The 25,048-nt window shown below is 41.8% G+C and carries 16 protein-coding genes and 1 pseudogene; 8 read left to right on the forward strand and 9 right to left on the reverse strand.

Features of this window, described 5'->3' with window-relative positions; all coding sequences use genetic code 11:
* From SAE01_RS05820 to SAE01_RS05850, 8 genes and pseudogenes are all read right to left on the reverse strand, one after another.
* Positions 1–355: pseudogene (locus tag SAE01_RS05820) on the reverse strand (DJ-1/PfpI family protein); the annotation flags it as partial.
* A gap of 159 nt (positions 356–514) precedes the next feature.
* Positions 515–637 carry a hypothetical protein gene (locus SAE01_RS25065; RefSeq protein WP_262713359.1) on the reverse strand — a complete coding sequence of 41 codons (123 nt, stop codon included), beginning with the start codon at positions 635–637 and terminating at the stop codon, positions 515–517.
* Between the two features lie 394 nt (positions 638–1,031).
* The gene (locus SAE01_RS05825) at positions 1,032–2,225 is read right to left on the reverse strand and encodes a glycoside hydrolase family 88 protein (protein ID WP_147202734.1); all 1,194 of its coding nucleotides are present in this window, start codon (positions 2,223–2,225) and stop codon (positions 1,032–1,034) included.
* A 41-nt stretch (positions 2,226–2,266) separates the two neighbouring features.
* Positions 2,267–3,484 carry an alginate lyase family protein gene (locus tag SAE01_RS05830; protein WP_246113172.1) on the reverse strand — a complete coding sequence of 406 codons (1,218 nt, stop codon included), beginning with the start codon at positions 3,482–3,484 and terminating at the stop codon, positions 2,267–2,269.
* A 141-nt stretch (positions 3,485–3,625) separates the two neighbouring features.
* Positions 3,626–5,890, reverse strand: coding sequence for a polysaccharide lyase family 8 super-sandwich domain-containing protein (locus SAE01_RS05835; protein WP_147202735.1), 2,265 nt, complete (start codon positions 5,888–5,890; stop codon positions 3,626–3,628).
* A 19-nt stretch (positions 5,891–5,909) separates the two neighbouring features.
* Positions 5,910–8,675, reverse strand: a complete 2,766-nt coding sequence (locus tag SAE01_RS05840; protein ID WP_170234089.1) for an endo-acting ulvan lysase-like protein — start codon at positions 8,673–8,675, stop codon at positions 5,910–5,912.
* Between the two features lie 268 nt (positions 8,676–8,943).
* The gene (locus SAE01_RS05845) at positions 8,944–10,830 is read right to left on the reverse strand and encodes a heparinase II/III domain-containing protein (protein WP_147202737.1); all 1,887 of its coding nucleotides are present in this window, start codon (positions 10,828–10,830) and stop codon (positions 8,944–8,946) included.
* Positions 10,831–11,115: 285 nt separating this feature from the next.
* Positions 11,116–12,576 carry a hypothetical protein gene (locus SAE01_RS05850; protein ID WP_147202738.1) on the reverse strand — a complete coding sequence of 487 codons (1,461 nt, stop codon included), beginning with the start codon at positions 12,574–12,576 and terminating at the stop codon, positions 11,116–11,118.
* 657 nt (positions 12,577–13,233) lie between these two features.
* Here SAE01_RS05850 and SAE01_RS05855 point away from each other — a divergent pair.
* The 8 genes from SAE01_RS05855 (at position 13,234) to SAE01_RS05890 (ending at position 23,702) form a co-directional block, all read left to right on the forward strand.
* A complete protein-coding gene (locus SAE01_RS05855; protein WP_147202739.1) occupies positions 13,234–13,449 on the forward strand; it encodes a hypothetical protein in 216 nt (71 codons plus the stop codon).
* Between the two features lie 77 nt (positions 13,450–13,526).
* Positions 13,527–16,712, forward strand: a complete 3,186-nt coding sequence (locus SAE01_RS05860; protein WP_246113173.1) for a SusC/RagA family TonB-linked outer membrane protein — start codon at positions 13,527–13,529, stop codon at positions 16,710–16,712.
* Between the two features lie 13 nt (positions 16,713–16,725).
* Positions 16,726–18,600 (forward strand): RagB/SusD family nutrient uptake outer membrane protein, encoded by a 1,875-nt coding sequence (locus SAE01_RS05865; protein ID WP_147202740.1) that lies wholly within the window; start codon positions 16,726–16,728, stop codon positions 18,598–18,600.
* Between the two features lie 50 nt (positions 18,601–18,650).
* Entirely contained in the window at positions 18,651–19,049 is a 399-nt protein-coding gene (locus SAE01_RS05870) for an SGBP N-terminal domain-containing protein (protein ID WP_147202741.1), read from the forward strand.
* 26 nt (positions 19,050–19,075) lie between these two features.
* On the forward strand, positions 19,076–20,074 hold the full coding sequence (locus SAE01_RS05875) for a DUF4466 family protein (RefSeq protein WP_147202742.1): 999 nt from the start codon (positions 19,076–19,078) through the stop codon (positions 20,072–20,074).
* 220 nt (positions 20,075–20,294) lie between these two features.
* Positions 20,295–20,915, forward strand: a complete 621-nt coding sequence (locus SAE01_RS05880; protein ID WP_147202743.1) for an alpha-ketoglutarate-dependent dioxygenase AlkB — start codon at positions 20,295–20,297, stop codon at positions 20,913–20,915.
* A gap of 20 nt (positions 20,916–20,935) precedes the next feature.
* Positions 20,936–21,904 (forward strand): nucleotide kinase domain-containing protein, encoded by a 969-nt coding sequence (locus SAE01_RS05885; RefSeq protein WP_147202744.1) that lies wholly within the window; start codon positions 20,936–20,938, stop codon positions 21,902–21,904.
* A 541-nt stretch (positions 21,905–22,445) separates the two neighbouring features.
* A complete protein-coding gene (locus SAE01_RS05890) occupies positions 22,446–23,702 on the forward strand; it encodes an MFS transporter (RefSeq protein WP_147202745.1) in 1,257 nt (418 codons plus the stop codon).
* Positions 23,703–24,078: 376 nt separating this feature from the next.
* On the opposite strand, the gene SAE01_RS05895 is transcribed toward SAE01_RS05890, so the two are convergent.
* Complete coding sequence (locus SAE01_RS05895; RefSeq protein ID WP_147202746.1) at positions 24,079–24,555, reverse strand: DUF4396 domain-containing protein; 477 nt, start codon at positions 24,553–24,555, stop codon at positions 24,079–24,081.
* Positions 24,556–25,048 lie beyond the last annotated feature (493 nt).

A 25,048-nucleotide genomic window follows, 5' to 3' on the forward strand; every position in this document is an offset into this window, starting at 1 on the left:
GAATGTGTAACGAATCTATTTCTGAAAAAGAGTAATGCGGAAGTATGAACAGGCTATTAAATAATAGTATTGGTGCTTTTTTCTCCGACACTACAAGTACGTTTGCTTTCTGCGTAGCATTAAATAAATAAAACGGAGCCATCAGGTCAAACATCTCTGTTCCTTCGTTATCGGCAACAATAATGACCGTCTTTTTTGTGCTGTCAAGCACAGGCTTTGACCATGCTAAATTATTGCTGCCTTTATAGACTTTTATCTTTTGTGAGAAGACTTGCGGAAGTGAAAAGTAGAGTACTATGCTAAGAACCAGCAATGCTATGATGATGGTTAGCACCGGTTTTTTAATCTTTTTCATAATCGTAATATTTTTGTTTTGGTATTGTAAAGATGCAAACCTTGGTAGTGTTTTTTAGGACGCCGTTGTGTCAAAAAAGGACAAGTAACTGTGGTACTAATTGAGGATATTATACAGCGATAGAAAAGAAAAAGGTGCATGTTAGTGCACCTTTTTCTTTTAACATCCCTGCTTCATCGACGTTGAGTTTTTAAAGACTACGTCAGTGGTGCACCTGTTGCAATTAGTTACTACCGCATGAGCAGCTTTCGCATGTACAAACTTCACATGTACAATTTGCATTACCACAGGTTTTACTTGTTTGGCTTTGGCTTGTTAAGCCGATTGACTTTTTCATAATTTTTTGTTTTGATTATAAGTCAAAGATAGATTCGTGGTAGAGGGTTGGCGTTACACAATTATTGATAAGAGTTACAAGATTTTGGGTTTGTGTATATCATTAACAGCAGAACAAAAAGATGACAGCGGAGGAGTGTTATCTATTGAATCGTCCTGAAAATTCTAATAAAAAATTTCTGCTTTCTGAAAAACACAGTGAAAAAGGTCAAAACCTACAAGACGAGGATTTCGAGCGAATAAGAATTAGGCCGCGTAAATATTTAAAGTAGTAGGGTGGAGGAATCACGAGCGTTGCAATTGCACAGAAAGGACAACCAGGAACACGAAAAGACTATTGTTAGAAAAGTTTCTTCCCCTCTTTAAGTCTCTTGCCTCGCATTAACGCTTCGATGTAATAATAGTCTGCGTAACTAAGAGGCACGTCGACTTCGCTGTTTTGTGCTTTTGAACCGGTGCTGTGCAACAAAAGGAAACCATAACTTTCGCCTGGCTTCGACCTGTAACTGTTGGTAAGGTTTTCGACTATCTTATCTGCAGCGTCTTTATACTTTTTGCCATTTTTACTATAAGTGCTTAATTCATACAAGGCAGCAGCCATGATGGATGCTGCTGAAGCGTCTCTTGGTTCATTGGGAATACCTGGAGCATTGAAGTCATAGTAAGGAATAAGGTCTTCAGGCAAGTTTGGATGTTTTAAGATATAGTCAGCAATTCCTTCGGCATGGGTTAAGTAGGCTTTGTCCTTCGTTTCACGATAGCACATCGTATATCCGTAAAGGCCCCAGCTTTGCCCACGTGTCCATGCTGACTCATCGCTGTAACCTTGGTGGGTTGTTTTTTGTAACACCTTGCCTGTTGCGGTATCATAATCAACAACATGATAAGAGCTAAAATCCGGGCGATAATGATTTTTCATGGTTGTGTTAGCATGGCTGACCGCAATTTTGTAAAACGATTGATCTCCTGTAAGCTTCGATACTTCAAACAACAACTCCAGGTTCATCATATTATCGATGATCACAGGGTATTTCCATTTAGTACGATTATCCCACGATTTAATAACGCCTGTAGTCGGATTAAAGCGCGTAGACAAAGTCTTGGCCGCCTGAATGATGACCTCTTTGTAATACGCATCTTTTGTAAGTCTATAACCATTACCAAAACTGCAATAGATTTTAAAACCCATATCATGCGTTCCCGCATTTGTTTTTTCTCTTTCAATGTTTGCTGTATACTTTTCCGCCTCAGCTTTCCATTCTTTTTTTCCTGTATACTCATACAAGTACCAAAGCTCACCGGGAAAAAACGCACTTGTCCAGTCCCTTGAAGGAACAAGTTTCAACTTACCATCTTCTAACGTTCTGGGCGAAACAAGTTCTGCATTACCACCTTTTGCCTTAGGTATTTCGGTCAGCATTACCTGTGTTTGCTTTTCTGCATCTGCAAACACTTTTGGTAAACTTATTTTCTGAGCCTTAGAAACAGAGAACGATGCTATCAATAATGCGCTTGCTACAATTTTATTTATCATTTCTATTTATTTACCGATACATTTTTCTTATCAGTTGTTTATTAAAACCAAATCAAGGGATTTCTTACCGGAAGGTTTCTAATTACCTCATCCACTTTCGGGTCATGCTCTAGTTTTTTCCATGTTTGCAGCCATTGACTATTATTATAAGCATTCGCACCAAAAACAAGAAAAGGTTGTGCAACAGGCCATTCAGACCAGTACATCACGTCGGGCTTTAAAGGCCACTTGCTTTTATTGGCAACATAAGGATGCAGGTATTCAATTCCCTTCTTAACCGACTTTCCGTCCGCGGTGGTAGAAGTATATAAGTTGTCTTGTGGAGTTGAAAGGATTTGGCAAATGGTTGTCATTGCATCGAGATTAAAAATGGAATAGCCGTACGGTTTTGTCCGCTTTAACTCTCTTGAGAAACTTCCATCTTTATCCATCTGATTTGGCAGTAAGACGGTTTTATATCGGCTGCTGCAAAAATCCATTACCTGCTTGTTGCCCGTAAACTTTGCAAAGCTTGCCACTTGCATTACCCAGCAGGTTCCGTGATTATTCTCCGCATTCATTTCATCTTTACCGTATTTGTGGGTCATCAACCACGTAATGTATTCCCCGAACCAGTTCTTAATCCCTGCTAATGCGTTTCTATCCATTTCTGTCGAAGCTTCCATTGCCAGTAAGCCCTGCACCACTTCCATTAGTTGAATGGTGTCTATTATGCCAATTCCCCTTCCGGTAAACCTGCCTTTGATTGCTTGCGCATACAAGAGGTTCGGGTTCATTAGGGTTTCCTTATTTACAAACCAGGCTTTACAATGCTTCATTGATTGCAACACGTACTTGTTGTCTCCGCTAATTTTGTAGGCAGAAGCGAGGGCACCTACAATTCGGCTAAGGCGAATCATTGCAAGGCGATGGGCGACAAAATTGTCAGGATTAGTGATCCCATCTTTTTGAATGTAAGGGCTATCGGCACTTGCAGGATTAGGCCACCAATAGTCTCCTTCGCTAAAAAAATCATGTTTGCCTCCTGCGCTTCGTGGAGACGAATGGGCCGTTACGGTTTCAGGTTCCTGAGTCATTGCCCATTCAGCTTCCTTCATTATGTGTTTGCGTAAAACGTCTGTTACTTCCTTTACTATAGGGGATGTAGAGGTTTGAACGTTTTTATGCAATGAATGGCAGGAAGCGAAAAGGATCACTATTATGCAAGTAGTGGCGGATATTATTTTTGATCGGTATTTATTTCTATCGCTATTCATCATTGTTTTCTAACGGTTTTTTTGGTGCCAGCAGTGGTTTTGCAGTTTGCAAAAAGAGACGAATAAAGATCATTAGTACAAGAGTGCGACGCAAGAAAAGCTTAATAGTGTTACTTCGGTCCGGCTCAAAAAAAATCCTGGCTTTTATCGTCTTGCTGCAAATTCTAAAACAGCACTTTGTCCTGCGTATCCTTCTGTTGGTAAATCTATTTGAATCGTACTTACTCTGCTTTGACTATTATAACCCGAACGCCAGTTTGTGCCTGAAACTTCTATCGGCAATGTTACTTTTAGCTGCAATGATTTTAATTTTTGGGTGGGATCGGACACTGCCATTCTTTCAATGGAATTGACGCCCATTTTAACCAGGACAATACAAGGGCTTTCGACCGTTAAACTAACATTGCCATTTATTTTGATTGTTCCAGGCTGATAAAAAACTACCTGGGTTACGTTTAAAAGCTTGTTCTGAACAGCTTGTATTTCAGGCGTGTTTGATAGAATTATCACTCCTGACTTTGCAAGGTATCCATTAGCGAGAGTTGGCGTGATCCCGGGAACAACCATATAGGCATAACTGGCAGAAGCAGGTTTTTGACCATGATTTAACCAGAGCGTAAAAAGATCTTTTTTTACAGTTTCAGTGGAAGCAGAAGCCTGGTGAGTAATGTCGCGCCAGCTACCGGTAGCAGTGGTATTGCTAAGGTTTACTGAAACGGGAGTTGGGAACAAGTAGGCAACGCTATCATGCATTACCCAAGAAACCCCTTTTAAATCGTGCTGCCCGCGTTCGAGTGTTTTTGTGCCGGCTGCAGATTTTACAACCACGCCTTTGTTTAGTAAGCACTGGTTAAGTGTAGTCGCAACAGGGTACTCCGCTTCTGAGTTGATGCCTGCTCCTAAACAAACATATTCTTGGTCGAAGAAAAACCAGGACTTACGCCCCTTCAATGGATCGTGAACACTTTTAAAATCGAAAGCGGTGGCACCAAATTGTCCATCACTTGCAGCGCCAACAAACTCGCTCTTTCCTTTCTTTGCAATTTGATTAGGAGGCGGGAGAGAAGGTTTTTGAACTACCGTAGTGCCGGGTATCTTTTGCCAGTCCCAGACAGGAAAAACATCAGCATACTCTTTACCCGTACGTAGAAGAAAGTTACCGCCATCCGCTAGGTGATGCATTTTTAATCCCTCCTCGTTGTAGGGTTCTTCCATGTTGTTTTGCCGTGAGGAATGCATGCGAACAGACGCGTAATAGTTTTTGCGCTGATGCGCGAAATACGATGAGTGCCAGAAATATTTATCCCAGGTAAGGTCAGGCTTCAATTCGCCTTTCCGCACTTTTACAAGGTATTCAAGGTCATTCTTCCTATAGTCTGAAGACAACATTAAATTTTCGGCTATCTCGGTACCGGCAGCATGGGCGACTTCACCTTTCCTACTTAAATCGCGGTTCCTTGCGCCGGGATCGGGATAGATACCATAAGCCATACATTTACTTATTCCGTCAACATAATAATCGATCAATAATTTCAAAGCTTCCTTCGGCAGCGTGTATTTTGTTCCCGCAGTTTTTACCGTCCAATAGCTAAAGGCACTTACGTAGTTTGTGCCATAAGTATGTATGGATGTAACGTTATCTACGCGGTGATGAAACCCCATATCAGGATTAATGCCGCGAGCTGGAGTAAGTACAATTTGGTCTGCCATTACTTTCAGCGCATTTGCCAGAATGCCTTCATCTTTTTTGAAAAGTCCTTGTTTACAAACCATGCCGGCAATCGGTACGAAGTCGCCGCCTGCCCTGGCGCCAACACCGGTTAAGCTTGCACGACCAGCAATTCGGGCTCCCTCTGTTTTTTGCTTGTCAGTTAAATCGGGGTCCATTACCAGTAAAGTATTGATCATCCAATTAGGTGTTCCCATTTCATTCCACCACCAATTCTCGCAGATAAAGTCATGAGCGATCCAAAAATCAAGCGCTGCAGAAACGGTCTTTTTTACATCAGCATTGTTCTTAAATGCTGAACCTGTTTTTCGAAAGGCTCTGGCTAAATCAAGCATATTTTCAAGATGAATTCTATGCTCAAAGCCGGTCTTGGTTGTGTCTTTATAGTTAATGCCCGGCCAGCTTCCATCGGGTTGGATAGTGCTAACTAATTTCTTGATTTCATCAACGTTTACCTCGGGCGCTAGCAAGTCGTCAATAATTCTTTTCCGGATTGTTTCCAGGTCTTCATTTGCAACAATCGTATTTGTCTTCTTATGACCCGTAACTACTCCTTTGTTTATTCTTGCCGGCGGAATTTTAAATGATGAGATTGTCAGAACAACAAAAGCAATTGCCAATAGATGGGGCAATTGTGCAAACGAAATCAGTGTACTTAGAACTGAGGCGACTTTCTTCATATGGTATAAATACAAGTGATTATAAAATTGTTACTACGCCGTTTGCGACAGCAGGTAATGTAAATGAGATCCCGTCTTTTGTGCTTGTAACCGGAAGTCCTTTCTTCCTGCCTTTTTCTGTTAAGGTAACTGTTTTTGCAGAGGAAGCTTTTACGGTGATAGTCGTTGGCTGGTTACAGGTTACAGTTAATTTATTGCCGTTGATAGTTACATTAGCTGAACCTGCAGGTTGGTTAGAAATGACTGAATATCGCCCGTGCGAAATTTCCTTACCCTCGCCTAAGTATAGATATTTCAGGTCACCTTTTTCTGTATTGATTACTCCAAAGCTCCCCACGAACTTCCAATTATCTTTCACCTGCAATTGATCCGCTTTCAGTGATTGAAGGATGATCTGCTGACTGCCGTTCTTACTATAAACCTTTATAGCACTAAAATCTCCTTTGGGAGATAAGTCCAAATTTTCAATTTTCTCAACTGTATAATTATTGGCTCCATTGAAAGGTTCAAAGACTGCAATGAAAGGGCGTTTCCATGCTTCACCTTCTTGCCGGGCGATGATAGTTGGAGTGGGCATTGTTCGGTAAGGAAGGTCAGCTGTTCCCGACTGTGGCGCGCTGCCGGAGAAGAACTCCCGGTTGTGCTCACCCCCAAATAATACCTGCATGTATTTGTTGTCACCCCGTTCGTTTAAACTGAATAATGCAGTTACACCATTTGGTGTTTTTCCTGTCGTTTTATAGTCTTGTATTAACCTGAAGCCGGGAGGATCAAGCGGTTCTTTGCTAATAGGGAAGTTGGCTGGAGTTAATTGAATAGGCTTTCTGTTTTCATCCAACAGATGAAGGCTATTTCCAATATTGTGATAGATATACTCGTTGCTTTTTGGATGAGCTGAGCGATAAATGTCTACATAATAGCCGGATGTAGGCGACGTACGAATAATCGCTAAAGTTCTTTGTTGTGCTGTTTTAGTGGAGATATCAGTGTAACGCGTATCAGTAAACGAACAGTAAGGAGAGACGGCTTCTTTTTCAGCCCTTGGCTCCATGGCGGCTAGTTTTATTTCACCCATCCGTTTTGTTCCACCTCCTCCTTTAAAAAAAGGAACGGAGCTTGAAATGCCACCTGCAGTTACTGTATTATGTGCGGCCCATTGGGCATAATAATTCACGTGCATCGGTGCTTCGTACGTGATGCCTTTTCCCGGGTCAATGCCCATAACTCCTCCGGCTCCATATAACTCTAACGACATCCCGTTTGCATGATTGTGATTATATGTTGCTCCTTGTACCAGGTACATTAGGCCAGTCTCTCTATCTGTTCCATTGCGTTGTAAGTAACACTTGGCAAAATCCAGTTCGCCGCTTCGGGGCCACGTATAAGTGGTAGTACTGTTCGTTGGTACTTCCGCGAGATAAGTTAATAGTCCGAGGTAGTCCGATGCGTCTCTTCGATACCCTTTCTTTTGTATCATAACAGCCATCGCTGCTGTTAGCTGCGCTGCTATTGGATTGCTATATTTTTTTGCCATCAGCATACCTAATTCAAGACACTCAGGACTTTGAGATACAGGACCAGTGTCGCCAATGGATGGAGCACTAAAGTTGGGAAAAGAGTATTTTAATAAAACATAGGAAGATTGTAATAATGCAGGATGTTTTCCAAAAACATTATAACCGTTGTTTTCCATGGCGACTGCGGAAATGAGGAGGCTGCTGACAGGAAAATTATGATAACCGCCTGGTTCTTTCCAGTGACCATCAGGAGTGAGCCACTTGGTTACTACAGAAGGCATTGCAAGATGACCACACTGATCATTGACGGTGTCTTTGTTTAGATAGAAATCAAGATAATAATCGCGGCGTTGTTTGTTTTCGAGAGACAAAGCGGCAAAGACCATAGCCGGTGCCTGGGCAGCAAACCAATTGTTGTTTACGTATCCACGAAAAGTCATAGTTGCAGCAATCTTTTCGAACACCGGTTCAAACCACGTCGTTTCGTATTTCTTCGCCCGAATAAAATCATACAAAAAATCGTAAATAAGCGGCATGGGTTCATAATGTCCATCACCCAAAGTTTGGATAGAAAGGAAGCCGGTGCGACAAGGGCCCTCAATCGGATTCTGATAGGAAGCTCCATGAGCCCATTGTGTTAAGATGTCTGCTGCAAACTTTGCATACTCTTCTTTTCCGGTTAACCAGTATATAATCGCTGCATCTAACGCCAGGTTATTTATTCTTCCATTGATGTTTTCAACAAAGGTTTGCGGGTTAGCCCATTCTTTTTTTCCTCCCGGTGCATTGCTTTGCAGAAGCATAGTCTTAGAAGTATCGTAGGGAGTAAGTTCTTCTATGGAAGGTGCTTTATAACTGTAACCATCTTTTGTTATTGGTGGCCTCTTGTGCGGCGATACTCTTATTGTTGGAAAGGGCGCGTCGCCAGCATAGCGGACTAAAGCTGTTCCGTCTTCATCGGAAAAAAATTGGGTGTAGCGCTTTCCCGGTACGCGGTTCATCAGGTATCGGCTTAGGATCCACTCAGGGTCTGTTTTGTGCCTTTCTACATATGGGTCGACAGAAGACTTCATTCTGTCGAAGACTTTCTTTGCCCATACCTGCTTATTGATCTTTTCTAAAATCGCTTGTTTATCCTGTGACTTAACGAGAATATGAGGATGACTATCCTGCGCATTGATTGTCGCTGCATTGACAACCATAATGAATAGCAGCAAGAACCTCGCAACTACTTTATAACCTATTACACCGGCTGGCTTCATTTTCATGCTTGAATACATTTTGCTAAAAAAGGAAAATCATTGGTTTTTAGTGCAAACTACGACGAGCTGAAACCAGTACAATTGTACAAGAGTGCGACGCAAGTAAAGCATCATCAAGGTTATGTGGCTTGGATACAAATTTTCTTTTTGTAAGCCAACATTCGTTTTTCTATGTGGCCCCGGTTGTGTCACTCCCTTGTACAGTTTTTTTTCATAGCTACTCACTAGAGAACTGGTTAGAGCGGTAAGCAATTTTCGAAGGCATTGCTCTTTGTTATTTGCCTCCCCATTTTTCCAATGGCTGTATGGGTGCAATAGTCTGCTTCTCATTTCCTTCGGGAATGAGCGCTACTGAAATTGCCGTCTTAGCATTAGAAGGAAGCTTTACTTCAAAACCAACGAGGGTTGTTCCGGGATTGGGCGCATCATAATCATGAGGAGGATCTGTAGACCACGTTTTCATTGTGACCGTTGCTGGCTCCTGCACCTTTAGAAGCAATTTCTTTCCATTTTTTGTAAGCTCTGCTGTATTAGCACCTGTTATTTTCACTTCGGCAGGGGTAAGCATTGTCCAACGCAACGTTGTTTCTGAGGGAAGCGTTTCCACTTCATCGCGAACCACTACATATTTTTGATCTACAATCCCAACTCCTCGAACTGACTTAGCCACAGAACCCTGATAAACGGCAGACATGTCGGTAACTGCATTCATAAAAGCAGGCTTGTTTGATGAACTTGTTATCGCTGCATGCCCCGTCACTCTTTGATGCTGCCCGTTAAAAGTTAGGGTGTTATGTACAAGATTGGTTAACCGAAATACGGTCCAACGCTGTGCGTCCTGGGTTCTGCCAAATAATTGTATCCCTCTCGATTCGAGGGATTCATATTCCTGGCTGCCAAAGTCCATCGCCCATCTTACTCCATTCGCATCCATTATAAATGAACCTACATCCATATGCGCATGGTTAACTGAGACCGAGCCGCCTTTCATTGCCACATAAATTCCATTGGTATCTGTCCAGGAAGTACGCATTAGTGCAACCGGATTTTTTCCCTGTGCTACCCACACGGTAGATTTAGGCGGCGTTATCTTATCTATACTCATTCCTCCACCCCAAAGCATGATGGCAGGCAGCAAGCGGTCTCTTACATGCCGTTTTGAGTCTTCATTCATTAACCTTTGGCGCTCTACCCACAATACAGAAGGATCTTTAATCTTGTTGGCAAACCAAAACATTGCAGGATGAAGACCACCTTCAGATCCTGCATCAGAATAATTAAATGGTTTTCCGGTGGAACCGGTCATGTTTTCCATAAAGCCAGCGGTTTTTAAAAAGCCGGGTTGACTGTTTAAGCCAAAGTCCTTTCCGAAAGCTTTTTCAATGGCGCTGTTAAACATTACATTAAAGCTGGTCCCGTAACCCCAATAACCGTAACCTTCAGGGTAAGCACCATCAGGACCGTAATCTTTCATCGCCAGCACAATCGTCTCAATAGCTCTATTGATAATTTGCTTCGACAGCTGAGGCTGATCCTCGTAAATGGCCATAGCTCCATAAGTCATTCCGGCATTACAGACCTGGTTCCAGTTGTGCTCTGCCTTCAGCCAGCTATTGTACTTTGAATCAAGAGACGGTTCAATCCCTTTCTTTAAAATTGCCTCCCTTATGGTCGCTCTCGAATTTGCAGACAATCCATTAAACAACCAATCGTAACCAATTGAAACCGCCATGGTCATCTCAGCAACATCTAAAAAATGGGTAGGGTTCCAGTCAGTAAAAGCTGATATGGCCAACATTTCCTTTTCCGCCCTGTCAAGATATTTTTGCTGTTGGGTCATGCGGTAGGCGTAGGAAAGCATGAATAACCTTCGCAAGGCTTCTCTTGATTTATCCAATAATCTCCGGCCTATCTGAATTCTTTTTATAGGCTCGAGGGCTATTATATTATCGCTCTCATTTATAATAGCCAGGTGAAGTTTATTCCAGGTTTTGTCACCGTCAATGTTTTTCTTAATAGCAGCTTCTTCTCCTTTTAGCATTAAGATTCTTGGATGCTCAGGGAATTTGACATTAGGACCAAGATGATCAACCTGGGCGAATACACCCGTTGTCGCTAACATTAATGCAAGGATGGTTACAAATCGTTTCTGTGTTTTCATATAGCTACAAATGGTAATTAAATTGAAGGAGGATTTGAAACTTGCGCATCCAGATATTCAAAGACACGCAGGGGAAAATTAAGAATTTGTAAGGCAGGTTTTGAATTTGGGGACTCTTTTCATGGCATCAACTTAGACTTTTAGCAATTAACAATAATTAGATAAAAAACACTTAAAGCTTCTTTCAATTACGCAGCTATTAAAAGATAATCTGCGATAAGTGCATGTGTACGGCGGTGTAATTCGAAATGATCTACAATGAATAGTAAAAATAAGGAGTCGCTTTTATTTAGGATTAGGAACCCATGCAGCTTTTTCTCCTTTCCAAACCCATTTCATATTTTTTCCTGACATTTCCTGGGCAGGAGCGCTTTTTCTGTAAGCCTTCCACATGGCGGTAACAAACGGATCAGTGGTAGTGGTTTCAGCAGCAGGACGGGGATAATTACCACGGGCACTTTTGTATGGATCGTCTTCACGCATCCAGCGATCGATATAATCAAAATGGGCATCGTGCCCCCAAAGCTTTATAGCTTTCAAATACCTTGCAGCTAAGGCAGTACCCGTCCATGCAACAGCATTACAGCAGGTACGATAACTCTCCGATGTTTTGTCCCACTTCTCCCATTGGTCTGGCGATTTTTCTTCGTACGGATCTCTTTTACCATGATGCATGATCATCTGCCACAACACATCCTGACCAAACCAGCCTTTGCCATAATAGGTCTGGGTGTCTTCATGAAAAACAGCAGTTTCCGGAATTTGCGAAATTGCCGGATTATTAAGCATAGTACTGGCAAAGAGTATAGGCCATTTTCTTCCGCTCGAATGTCCGCCGCCTTCATTCCAATATCCACCCACCTTTGCGATGCCGTATAGGTCTATCCCACGTTGTATTAATTCTATCGTCAGTTTTTCCTTTCTTGCTTTTGGTACGTCGAGCATAACCATTAAACTTGCCATCGACACCAGCCGCGCATGTTCGCGGCCATAATTAGGGCCATTCTCGTTCGGGACTAATTCCTGTTGTTCCCAACTCATGAGGTGATCAATCCAGGGTCGCTGAAAGTAGCGTTCAAATTCTTCCCACGACGGTACCTCTCCAACTGGTGCAAGCTTTGGAAGCAAGTCCCATTTAATGTCTTTCGCTAAGAAAACAGGCTTTTCCGTTCCTGCATATGGAGGCCGAAAGGCGCCCTCAGGAGGAGCATCTTGCAAGCAGGTAAGTACAGCTGCAGCTTTCATCACATTTTGGCACTTCTTTTCATTTTCCCACATAATGTTTTTACAAAAGTTGTCAACGGGAAGAGTAGTGTTACTTTCAGATGATATGAGCGAAAGATTTGGAGTGAGTAATAGTGGAAGGCTGACCGAGTTGTTTTTACGAAATGAACCGCTTCTTGAGTCATAGCCGTGGGTCGTTCCGGCTTTAAGTACGATCATTGAGCCATTGCGCATAGTGGTATCCAGTTTCAGGCTGGTATCGTTCCATCTATTGATGCTGATATTAAAATTCTCAGGACGAACCGGACCTGGTGCAGGTGTAATCTTCAAGATAGTTACCGGACCTACTACCCACCAATCTCCTGTAATAAATTGACCTGTTTTTGCTGGTTTGTCAAAAGTCCATGTAATTCCGTATTGGCTGACTTCTTTTCGATTTTCAATTTTTACCGCCTGTGCTACAATGTATCCGGGAAAGAACAACAAGATGAATTGGGCTAAAAAAAGGTGTCTTTTTTTCATAAGGGGCAACGATGAAACGTATTGAATAATCGAATGTAAATGAAGACAAAAAAATATGCGTTTATTTATTTCCTTTCGAAAATTTTGAATTGGTCCTAGTAAAATCTCTAAATAAGTAGTTGGAATAGGTTGGAAGAAATGGAATTATTGTAGCTCGGTTTGTCTAAAGTGAGAAAAAAGTACAAGAGTGCGACGCAACGAAAGCACAATAGCAGCAATCCTGATTGGTTAAGGAAAAAAACAATTTGAGTTTTTGAGAAAAGACTGCTCTTTTGTTGCAAACCTTGGTTTTCCAATTCTGCTTTTCTTGCGTCGCACTCGTGTGCTAAAAAACCAACTGCAGCAAGAGACACTTCTGGGATTTGAAAAAAGTCAGATACGCGCACATTTACCCGGTCACGGCTTTTCAAGTCTTTATACTTGAGCCTTAGAAGTTAAGGCCAAATCAGGGATCAGCTAACCAAGGAGGATGGAAAAATCATGATCGGAAAAGAAAAAAAAATTAAAACTTTTTTTTGCTAAATACTTAGTTAATTGCGCGAATTATGACCAGAATTAGTAGTGCCATGCATCGTTTTCACACGCTAACATGTCCGAACTATTACAAATGGTTTTAACAAAAGACGATTATTTAATTTCTTAACCGGGCTTAGCTATATGAAAAAAGCCTCCAAAGTTTTGTTTACATCACTTTTCATGTTTAAAGAATTTTCTGATTTTTTCCGTGTTGCGGATGCTACTCAATTCAACCCTAACTACCTCGCATCATTTCAAGCTAATATTTACCAGGACAACGCTAGTCTTTTATTCGATCTCTGCGATGACCTACGAGTCGTTACCGCAAGAGATGGGCTGCATAAGCATTTCGTTTAAAGCAAAGTATTATAACAAGACAAGATTTAGTGATCAGAATAGTAAATAGTTCAATTAAACCTCAAACATAAAACCGTATGAAATTTTCTACACAAGCGGGGAACATGCTTCATGTATGGCCCCGTCTGAAAACGCTGCTGGTTGTTGATATACAACTTCCTTTCGTGCGCGTTGATACCCGAAAAGCGATGAAGCGGATTAACCTCACATTCGCATTATTGTTTTTCGCGTTCGTTCAAATGAGCTTCGCAGTCCCCATTACCGGAAGGGTAACTGATGAGACAGGAAGCCCGCTTTCGGGAGTAAGTGTTACACTTAAGGGAACTTCAACCGGTGCCTCCACAACCGCTGATGGAAAATACAGTATCAATGTGCCCGATTTGAATGGTACCCTTACATTCAGCTTTGTAGGTTATACCGCGCAGGACGTGCCAGTAAACGGTAGAAATTCAATTGATGTTAGACTAGCGGCAGGCGCCAACACCCTAAACGACGTTGTAGTTGTGGGATATGGCCGTCAGAAGAAGGTGAATTTGGTTGGTTCTGTTTCGCAGGTGAATGTCGACGAAAAACTAACTAACCGTGCGGTTCCAAACGTTTCATCAGCATTGTCAGGCCTTGTTCCGGGTTTGTCTGCAATACAATCATCAGGGATGGCGGGAAACAACTCTGCCAGCTTAATTATACGCGGCCTGGGTACAGTAAATAATGCAGGCCCGCTGGTCGTTGTAGATGGTATGCCTGATGTTGATATAAACCGTATCAACATGAATGACATTGAAACCATTTCTGTTTTAAAAGACGCAACCTCAGCATCCGTTTATGGTTCACGTGCTGCGAACGGGGTAATATTAATTACAACAAGAACGGGTAAAGGAAAAAAGCCGTCTATCACTTTCAGTAGTAATAGTTCGTTAACCACGCCGACGAAGGGAATGAAGTTTATGGCCGATTATCCGCGTGCTTTAACTCTTCACCAGCGCAGGGCTTTTGTAAACACCCTTGCCGGAAATCAAACTTTTAGAAATGGTACAATCGACCAATGGATGGCTTTGGGGAAGGTTGACCCGGTGGCTTATCCAAATACAGACTGGTTTGATGTGATTATGCGGAATGGGACTTTTCAAAACTATAACCTTGCTGCAAGTGGCGGTAACGAGTCTTCAAATTTCTTTGCTTCAATTGGGTTGAAAGATGAAAAAGGGTTACAGATAAACAACAATTTCAAGCAGTACAATGCAAGGTTCAATTTTGACTATAAGGTTAGGAAAAACATGAACGTAGGTGTTAGGTTTACGGGCAACTGGTCTAACTACCAGTACGCACTGGCTGAAGGTTTTACGGACCCCGATCCAAATAATACTGCAGGAACCGACATGCAATATGCTATTGCCGGCATCCTTCCTTATGATCCTAAGTCAGGATATTTCGGAGGCGTACAAGCTTATGGTGAAGATCCGCAGGCATATAATCCATACACACTTTACATTAATAACCTCAACCACACAAATCGCCAGGAAGTAAACACCAGCATGTATTACGATTGGTCGCCTATTGAAGGATTGACAGGGCGGATTGATTATGCACTAAATTATTATAACGATTTTCGTTGGGACGCTGCTACTCCTAACCAGGCGTATAATTTCCAGACAAAGTCTTTTGGTAGCCGTACGTACGTAGGCCAAAATGCCGGTATAACCAATCAAACCAGGACAGGGTACAAAACATTGATGAACGCCCGGTTGAACTACATCAAGAAATTTAACCAGGATCATGAAATCGGTGTCTTATTTGTTTATAGTGAGGAGTACTGGAATGATCGTTTCCAGTCAAGTTCAAGAAATGATCGGTTCAATCCTTCTCTAACTGAAATTGATGCAGCACTAACTATCAACCAATCTACCGGTGGAAACTCAAGTAGTGAAGGCCTTCGTTCTTACATTGGCCGTTTAAACTATACAGCTTTCAACAAATACTTGTTAGAGGCAAATTTCCGTTCAGATGGTTCATCTAAGTTTCTTGAAGGCAGCAGGTTTGGATTTTTTCCTTCAGTTGCATTAGGATGGCGTTTTACTGAAGAAAAGTTTATTCGCTCTGTTACTGAGAAGTTCTTAAACAGCGGAAAGCTGCGGGTGTCCTATGGCAGCCTGGGTAATAACAGTTCAGTAGGGCGGTATGAGCAACTCGAGACATTAGGACTTGTGCCTTATGTAACCAACACCAACATACAAGTAGGTTTTGGAAATAGTAAAATGATCAACAGGTTCCTCTCATGGGAGACTAGTACTGTGCTTAACGCAGGTCTCGATTTAACCTTCCTGAACAACCGCTTAACAGCTACATTGGATTACTATGACAGGCTTACTTCGGGCATGATACGTCCTTCGCAAATGTCAATTTTGCTTACCGGGGCATACAACGCTCCCAGGACTAATATTGGAGATCTCAGAAACCGCGGTGTTGAAGGAGACTTTTCATGGAGAGACAGGATAGGAAAATTTCAGTACGGCGCAAGTTTGAATGTGTCTTATAACAGAAGTACACTTGAAAAATGGAATGAGTTTATTGGAAGAGGCGCAACTTTTGGAAATAATCAAATATTTGTAGGAATGCCGTTTGACTTTGTTTATGCTTATGAAACAGATGGCATAGCACAAACATGGCAGGACGTGTATAACCATGTTCCTCAAGGTATAGCTCCCGGTGACATCATGAGAAAGGACTTAAATGGTGACGGAAGAATTACGGGCGATGATAGAAAAGCTTATCCAAACCTTCAAACTAACAGACCTACAACGTCTTTTGCCCTAAACCTAAATGGTTCATGGAAAGGCTTTGACCTTGCTGTACTTCTTCAGGGTTCTGCAGGCCGGAAAGATTTCTGGCTCACCGCTTACAATAATATGAACTTTGGAACCCAGCGTTATGCTTCTACCTGGGATCTTTACCAAAACACCTGGTCTCCTGAGAACCGTTTAGGCCCATGGCCAAGATTAGGAGGCCCTGGTAGTAATCGTGATGAGTCGATTTTCTGGTTAGACGACATGAGTTTTTTACGCTTCAAAAACATCCAGTTGGGGTATACCGTTCCCTCAAAAATGTTGAGAAGAATAGGCGTCACAAATCTTCATATTGTCGGTTCTGCCGAAAACCTTGGTACCCTAACCTCCTACAGAGGTCTTGACCCGGAAAAGCAAGGCGACAACAATAACTTATACCCCATAAATAAATCGTATTCGATTGCAGTTAATCTTAGTTTCTAAAATGATATTGAAAATGAAAAAAGATAAATTAACCCCCAAAATACTATTGATAGGCGTTGTCTCTACAATGGCGCTGTTGTTCAGCTCGTGCAGAAAAGAACTGCTTGATCAGCCGGCTACTACAGAATTAAAAACCGAGCTTTTCTGGAAAACAGAAGCCGATGCTACTACCGCCCTGATGGGTGCTTATTCTGCAACCAGGGCTGTGTTTGATCGTGATTACTATTTCGACGGCCATGGAGAATACACGAGGGTTCGCGGTACAAGTACTACGAGCGGAAATATTTTAAGAGGAGATGCTTACAACGGAGGCAACTACGATCCTTCAGGATATGGAGCTGGTTTTGATAAATACTACCGTTATCTCTACGGTGCAGTCAACAGGGCGAATTACGTGATTGAAAATGTAAATAACCTCCTTCTTCCATCAGCTACAGGCAACTCACGTACTAACCTTGAAGCGATTGTTGGAGAGGCGCGCCTGCTAAGAGGCATGACTTATTTTCGCCTCATCTCTATGTGGGGTCATGTTCCTTATCTCGGGCATGTTGTATCAGAAAATGCAGAAGTATCAGAACTGCCACGAATTCCAATAGAACAAGTGAAGGATTCAATAATGGCTGACTTTACCTATGCTTTGGATAAACTACCTGCAAAACCGGTAGCTTTTGGACGCGTTGGTCAACCTGCTGCATTAGCATTCAGAGGCAAGCTGCAACTTTTCTGGGGTAGCTGGAAGAAAAACGGTTGGCCTGAGCTAGAAGGCTTTAAGCAAAACACTGCTGAGGCAACCACTGCTTTTACTGCCGCCGCTTCAGATTTCAAAAAGGTAATAGAGGATTACGGATTGACTCTCTATAAAAATGGAGATCCAGGTCAGATCGATGCGCTTGGCAAAGCCGATATTCTTCCTAACTATTACGAGTTGTTCACTCCGAAAGCAAACGGATTGGGTAATACAGAATTGATAATGGCTTTCACCCACATGGGCACACCTGCAAATCCTTCGCAGGGTGAAGAATTGATGCGTGACTTTTCAGGCCGTACCATCGAAGGTTCTCAATGCTGGGTTGCACCGAGATACGAAATAGCTGATCGCTATCAACTGTTGACAACCGGTGATTTCGCACCTCCGATGTTGCGGATGAATCCAACAGTGCCTGCATCAGGGAACGTAGCCCGAACTACAGTGAACTCTGCGGTTAATCCAAACTCATACGCAAACAGAGATTACAGGATGAAGTCGACCATTGTTTGGGATTATGAAATGATCCTTGGTTTGACATCTTTAAAATCTACAGGCTATGCTCCGTTTATTTATCAAACATGGGCCGCGCCGGTTACTATTAACGGAACTACCTATTTAAGTTATAATACTGATGGAACAAACTCAGGATATGTCTTCCGCAAATTTGTAAGGAACTATGAAGGGCTGGGTCGTAGTGAAGGCGATTTTGCCTGGCCGGTAATACGCCTTGCAGATGTGTACCTGATGTATGCAGAAGCAACAAACGAAGTAAGCGGCCCACAGGCGGATGCAATTGCATTGGTAAATAGAATTCGTCGCCGGGGTAACCTGCCTGCTTTGCAAGCATCAAAAACCGCTGGTAAGCAAGCGTTCTTTGATGCTATCGAACAGGAGCGTATTGTGGAATTAGTAGCCGAAGGACACCGTGGATTTGATCTTCGCAGGTGGAGGGCAATCGAAAGAGTTTGGGGAGGTCCGGGCAGTGCAGGAGTATGGCGCCGCGATACCTGGGGTGCTGACCAACAACGTTACTATCAAAATACCTCTGACAGAACGTATCAGCAAAACTATATTTTTAGAATTCCACCAAGTGAGCGTGACCGCAATCCTAATCTTACACAAAACACACCGTGGTTATAATTCAAAGACCTGAATTGCCTAAAACAATAAAAACACTAATAATTTCAGCGATGGATAAATATTTGAAAATACTTTTTTCATTCCTAATGGTTGTAGCCTTTGCCGCTTGTTCGAAGGATGCACCAATAGATGAAGACGGATTGCTGGTTACAGCAAGGGCGGAATGCTTTGTAAGCAATTTTGAGTTGTTGGGAACTGATTTTGTTACCGTGAGGTCAAAGACTGCGGTCATTGATACAACGGCGCAAACGATAAATGTTGAAGTACTTTTTGGCACTGATCTGAAAAATGTTTATCCCCAATTTTCCTTAGCTACAGACTGCAAGCTGGAGCCAAAGATTGTGGGTAAAATGGATTTTTCAGACATAGCCAACCCGAAAACATTCACTGTTGTTTCCGGTAACCGACAAATAAGAAAGCCTTATAAAGTGATAGTAAAATATCAATAACCGTTCACTCAATAAAATAATTTGTCATGCGACATAAATTTCAATTTCTTAATTATTCAATATTTCTGGTCTCGTTTTCTTTTATAATTTTTACAAGCTGTAAAAAAGAAGAAGGGTATGCAATACCGGATCCTGCAACCCAACTTTCTAACGATTGCATCAAAAGAACCCTTGGTCCTAACATTGTTAGTTTGCCTATAGAATTTGCTTATGCTATGGCTCTCCCTAAGAGCAAAGGCAAAATCGTTTCTGCACAAGTGGAAGCCTCCATTGCAGGTGCAACAGGAACCTACCTTGAGAATAATTCATACTACACGAATGCAAGTGGTGTTGATGTACCCGTACGTGTAGGTTCACCTTCGGTTAACAAAGACAACCTCACATCTGTTGCATTTAATGTAGACACTAATGCAGCTACCCTTCGCTATTTCTATGTTGTGCCGGAAGAAGCCCGTGGTAAAGCGGTTTCATTTACTTTTTCTGCAAGCAGCAGCGATGGGGCGACAGTGAGTTATAAGATGGGACCTTACACCATTTCAAAAATGGACATTAAGCGTACTTTCAGAGTTAGCAATAATAACGATAGCAGCTATATATCCATAGCTGATATGGCAGTGTACAATAAGAATACCGTTGCGGCCAATGCTGGTAAGATTGATCTTATTTATTTGTACAGGGCAACTCCTGCTGCATTTACACACGCATTTGTTTCTCCTGCCGCCGATGCCCAATATCTTCCGGGCATTACACTTCCTGCTGGTGTTAACAGAAATACCAAAATCAGGAAAGTCTTTAATCTGCAGGATTTCAATTTAGCGCGAATAAACGTGGGTGTTTTTATAGATGACCAGGACTTCCAGGAAATAAACCTTTCAGATGAGCCGAACTATGCAATTGGTCTAAAAGCAGAAGCCGGCACCTGGGTTGAAACGGCCGATGGAAAGTATAGGGCTTATATCTTTTTGAATTCTGTCAACAATAATGGAAGTGCTGTAATCAGCATGCTGCGTTACCCGCTTCAATAGTTTTTGTAATTTTCCCAAAAGGTATTTACTAATCTCTTGCATTAGTAAATACCTTTTTTGTTTTTGAGAATTTCGTTGCGTGGATAGTTGTGCCTTATGTAACCGATGAGATAGAACAGCCTTGTTCTTTGGTACCGAAATCATCCCATGACTAAAATAATTGCTCTTTGAACCTTTCTGGCACACTTTCCGTTTTTAAGGAATATTAATCTTTTACATCATGGAAACTACAGTACCCGGATTTATACTACATCGCGATTTTATAACCACTGCAATGGAAGATGAATTAATGAACGAAATAGATAGTCAGAAATGGGTTGTCGACTACGATAGAAGGCTACAATATTATGGTTACAGAAATGAATTGGAAAAACCTTATGACCTGGTAGCTTTCCCTGTTCCCATGCCCCCGTTGATGCAACAATTATCAGAGCAAATAGTAGAGCGCCACATACTAACTACCCAACCAGACCAGGTTATCATTAATGAATATTTACCCGGACAAGGAATCAGACCGCATAAAGACAGGAACTACTTCGAAAACCAAATCTGTGGTATTAACCTGGGAAGCGGTTGTATCATGCGATTTCTGAAGGGTGCAGATGTGGTAGATATAGAGGTTCCAAGGCGCTCATTATATGTAATGCAGGATGAAGTACGATATAAGTGGAAACACGCAATACCACCACGCAAAAAAGACATTATTGACGGAACCGTGCAACATCGAGATAGAAGGTGGTCGATTACCTATCGCAAGGTAAAAATGAACAAGGTTAAACCAATAAGTCCTGAGGGTAAGGTAGCAGGAATGCTAAGAGATATTTATGGTGTAAATGTTTAAATAGACCTTCGACTAATTACATGAAAGTTAGAGACGAGGTTTATCAATACTATTTCTATTTTATCCAGGAAAGAATGAGGATTTTTTGGAGGAGATACGAAGGGGAGGAGACTCATTTAACCAATGATCCTATTCTCGCAATGTATAAGTTCACGAATGTTTATCGTGCGCAAGACAGGGTGAGCCAATACCTCATAAGACATGTCATCTCCGAAAAAGAACATCGATTTTCAGACATAGATAATCTTCTTAGAATTATAGTCTTCAAAATCTTCAATAACGTAAATACCTGGGAATATCTTGAGCACAAACTTGGGGAAATAAGCATTGAAACGTTTGATGTTGACTGGATAACTGCTTTATTAGACGAGCGGATAAAGCAGGTCGCAATTTTCAGTCCTGCTTATATGATGACTGGTTCTCATGCTAGGTATAACATGTATGCAAGAAAGCATGAGAAATGGCTACGTATGGTAGAGAAGGAGCTACTACTCGGGAACGGTTTCGAAAAGATTGTTGAAGCAAAATCGTTAGAAGAAGTATACAACATTATGTTGCAATGTTCTTTTATCGGTGAGTTCTTAGCGTTTCAATATGCGATTGATTTTAATTATTCTTCTGTGATCAACTTCGACGAAAACTCATTTGTGAAAGCAGGCATCGGTGCAATACGAGGGATAAAGAAATGTTTTTCAGATATCGGCCGCTATACATTTGAGGATTGCATTAAATACACCCAAGACCATTTTGATAGCTACCAACAGAAATACGGGTTTAACGATTTTAAGAACCTTTTTGGAAGACAACCAAAATTAATAGATCTGCAAAATTGCTTTTGTGAAACCGATAAATACTTACGGGTCAAAATGCCTGAGCTCCTAGTTGGAAATAAGAGGATCAAACAAAAGTTTGACCAGCCAAAGGAGAAGATTGAATATCTATTTCCGGAGAAGTGGGGGATAAATCGTTACCTCAATCAGTGTCTTTAGAATAGGAGGAGGGATTAACTACACAGAACCACCAGAGGAGAAAGCACAAAGAAGCCACCGAAACCCATTCCTTTCCCCGTTCCTTATTAAACTGTATTGCTACTGTGGCTTCAACATTTGTTTTTCATATCTGTTCCGTTCAAGACCTTTGACAACGATAACAGATAGTCTAAGTGAAATAAAACATTTTCTTCCTCTTCCGACCTCATAGAAAAGGCGTTAAAAAAATTAGTAGGACAGGCGTTAAGAAATGAAATAGATGTTACTCGCGCTTGGCTTTATTCTTTGCCCGTAAGTCCTGCAAATGCTTGATAATATTCTCTCGTTGTGACTTATTTCATTTTAGCCTGTTCTACTAATTTTTAGCCTTTTCTATGGAGTCTTGATTTTTTTGTTTCTTTTTTTATCAAGAAAAAAAGAAAAACAAAACACAATCAATATAACGTGGGCAACTGGCCTCTTTTGACATAGGATATAGTAGATGATCCTTAACTTACGACATCGAAACACCTTTGCCAATTCCTCCTTTATCTTTATCCTCATGGAACCCACAAACCAACCGAAGCCACCCAAAATACCATTTACCTCTTACCAGAAGTTCGCCATCTTCATTCTTGCCGTCACACAATTTTCCGTCGTGCTCGACTTCATGATCATGGCACCATTAGGCGACCTGTTGATGAAAGTGTTATCGATGAAACCTTCACAATTTGGTTCAGCAGTTTCAGGTTATGCTTTTAGTGCAGGTATAGCAGGACTGTTAACAGCAGGCTTTGCTGACAGGTTCGATCGTAAAAAATTATTGCTATTCTTCTACATTGGTTTCATTGCAGGTACCATTCTTTGCGCCCTTGCAAACTCCTATCATACTTTGCTTGCAGCACGCATCATCACGGGATTGTTTGGTGGAGTCATCGGTTCAATTTCCCTGGCTATTGTTGCCGACCTGTTCGAGATACATCAACGTGGTCGTGTTATGGGGTTTGTGCAAATGGGTTTCGGCGCGAGCCAGGTGCTAGGCATTCCTATCGGGCTATATCTTGCTAACAACTTAGGATGGCGGGCACCCTTTTGGCTTGTAGTAAGTATGGGTACGTTGATAGCAATCATGATCATTGCAAAACTAAAACCGGTAACCGCTCACCTTGCAGCACAGCGCAATAGTTCACCGCTTCGCCACTTACTAACCACCGTGTCAAAAAGAAATTATCGGATAGGCTTTTTAGCAACCGCCTTTCTGTCTATAGGCGGATTTATGATGATGCCTTTTAGTAGTGCCTTCGCCGTCAACAACCTCGGAGTGACACATCAGCAATTGCCCTTATTGTTTATGGTTTCCGGATGCAGTTCTCTCCTTATTATGCCGGTTATAGGTCGCATTGCCGACCGCATAGACAAGTTTACTTTATATGCTATTGCATCGGCATGGATGATCGTTGTGGTTGTTGTCTACACTAATATGTCAGTAACACCGCTGTGGATAGTGATGGTCGTAAATGTATTGATGATGATGGGAATACTAAGTCGGATGGTTCCGGCCGTTGCATTAACAACAGCCATACCTGATCTTGCAGACCGTGGAGCATTCATGAGTATCAATTCATCATTACAACAAATAGCGGGCGGCGTAGCAGCCGCAGCTGCAGGAATGATCGTACAACAAAAAACCGAGTTCAGTCCACTTGAACATTATGATACGGTTGGCTATGTAATGGTATGTATTTCCATAATAAGTGTGATCCTTCTGTATCGCGTAAGCTTGATGGTAAAGAAAAAATTGGGTGAGAAAAAAGTATAAGAAATTCTTTTGCTGCACCGGCTTTAGTTCCTTGATTAAGCATCGTTGTGTCACTCACTTGTACGTTCACCTATCCTTCGTCATTGCGAGGAACGAAGCAATCTGCTTTCCTTAATTGAACCTGTTACACAGCTATCCGTACGTCTTTAACTACAAAAATGAATGAAAAGCCGGACTGGGTCAGGAATTCAAAGAAACTTAGATGGAACGCAGAGTATATGCCTTCTGCTAAATGTTCAATCGGTAGCAAACCACCTTTTCCTAACAATAATCTCTTTGCATTAGACCGGGGCGTCGGTTTTCCAAATACTAACACAATCCGGGCTTTCATTTGCTTCCGTAGTTATCTTGCGGAACACTACGGAGAGCATGGGCTTTAATGCTGATGCCTTACCCCTCGCTTAATCATAAAGTAATTAACCGGTAAAGCTGCAATGAAACCTATTATTAAGCCAGCAATCATGCCTAGCCAAAATATGCCATCGGAAAGTTGTGCTTCCATTACTCCGGGAATAAAAACCTGCGTAAGCACTTCAAAAGCTTCCATTATTGCTATACTAAGCCCTTCCGCAACCAATACAATTTTTATTGATTCTGAAAAAGAAATGCCCTTTCTTATAAGCGGAATGATGCCCAAACCAAAACCAAAGACGAAGCCTAAAACAATAGCCAAAATCATCGAGTTTATCATAGAGAGGCCGAAGTAAGTTGCTATAGCTATTCCTACTACTTCTCCAATTCCACAACCAAGCAGACAATGCAGTGTTGCGCTGATTGCTAATTTCATGTTTTCGTTCCTGCTGATTATTCGAGCAGGCGTATGCAAATGCTCGTGGTGATGAGTGTGTTCCATAACTGTATTTTTTATAATACAAAGCTATCGATCGATAAAGCGTGCACTGTTACAGAATTATGGATAAGATTTATAATATTTTAAGATTGATAAGAAAGCCCTCTAAAAGGCAGCTGTGAAGGTTGGTAAGCGCACGTTGGTTCTCTGAATACCAGACAAAGTCTGTGTTATAATTTGACTTTATAGTCGCCCATCGGAATACAACGGAGAGCCGGCGAAATGGACTGCATGTTGGTCTCTTATTTTATATCCATTATCTCTCACAGAGGCAAAGGTTTGTATTAAAATTCAGTTATTTCTATAAATCAGGGAAATTGGTTTTCCAAATACCAGACGCAGTCTGGGTTATCATTTGCCTCCGTAGTCGTCCTTCGGAACACTACGGAGAGCCCGGGGAAACCAGTGGGGAACACAGCTATCCGTATGTCTTTGACTACGGATTTTGAATGAAAAGCCGGACTGTGTCCGGAATTCAAAGAATGTTAGATGGGAC

Source organism: Segetibacter aerophilus (genome assembly GCF_007991655.1).
GTDB lineage: Bacteria > Bacteroidota > Bacteroidia > Chitinophagales > Chitinophagaceae > Segetibacter > Segetibacter aerophilus.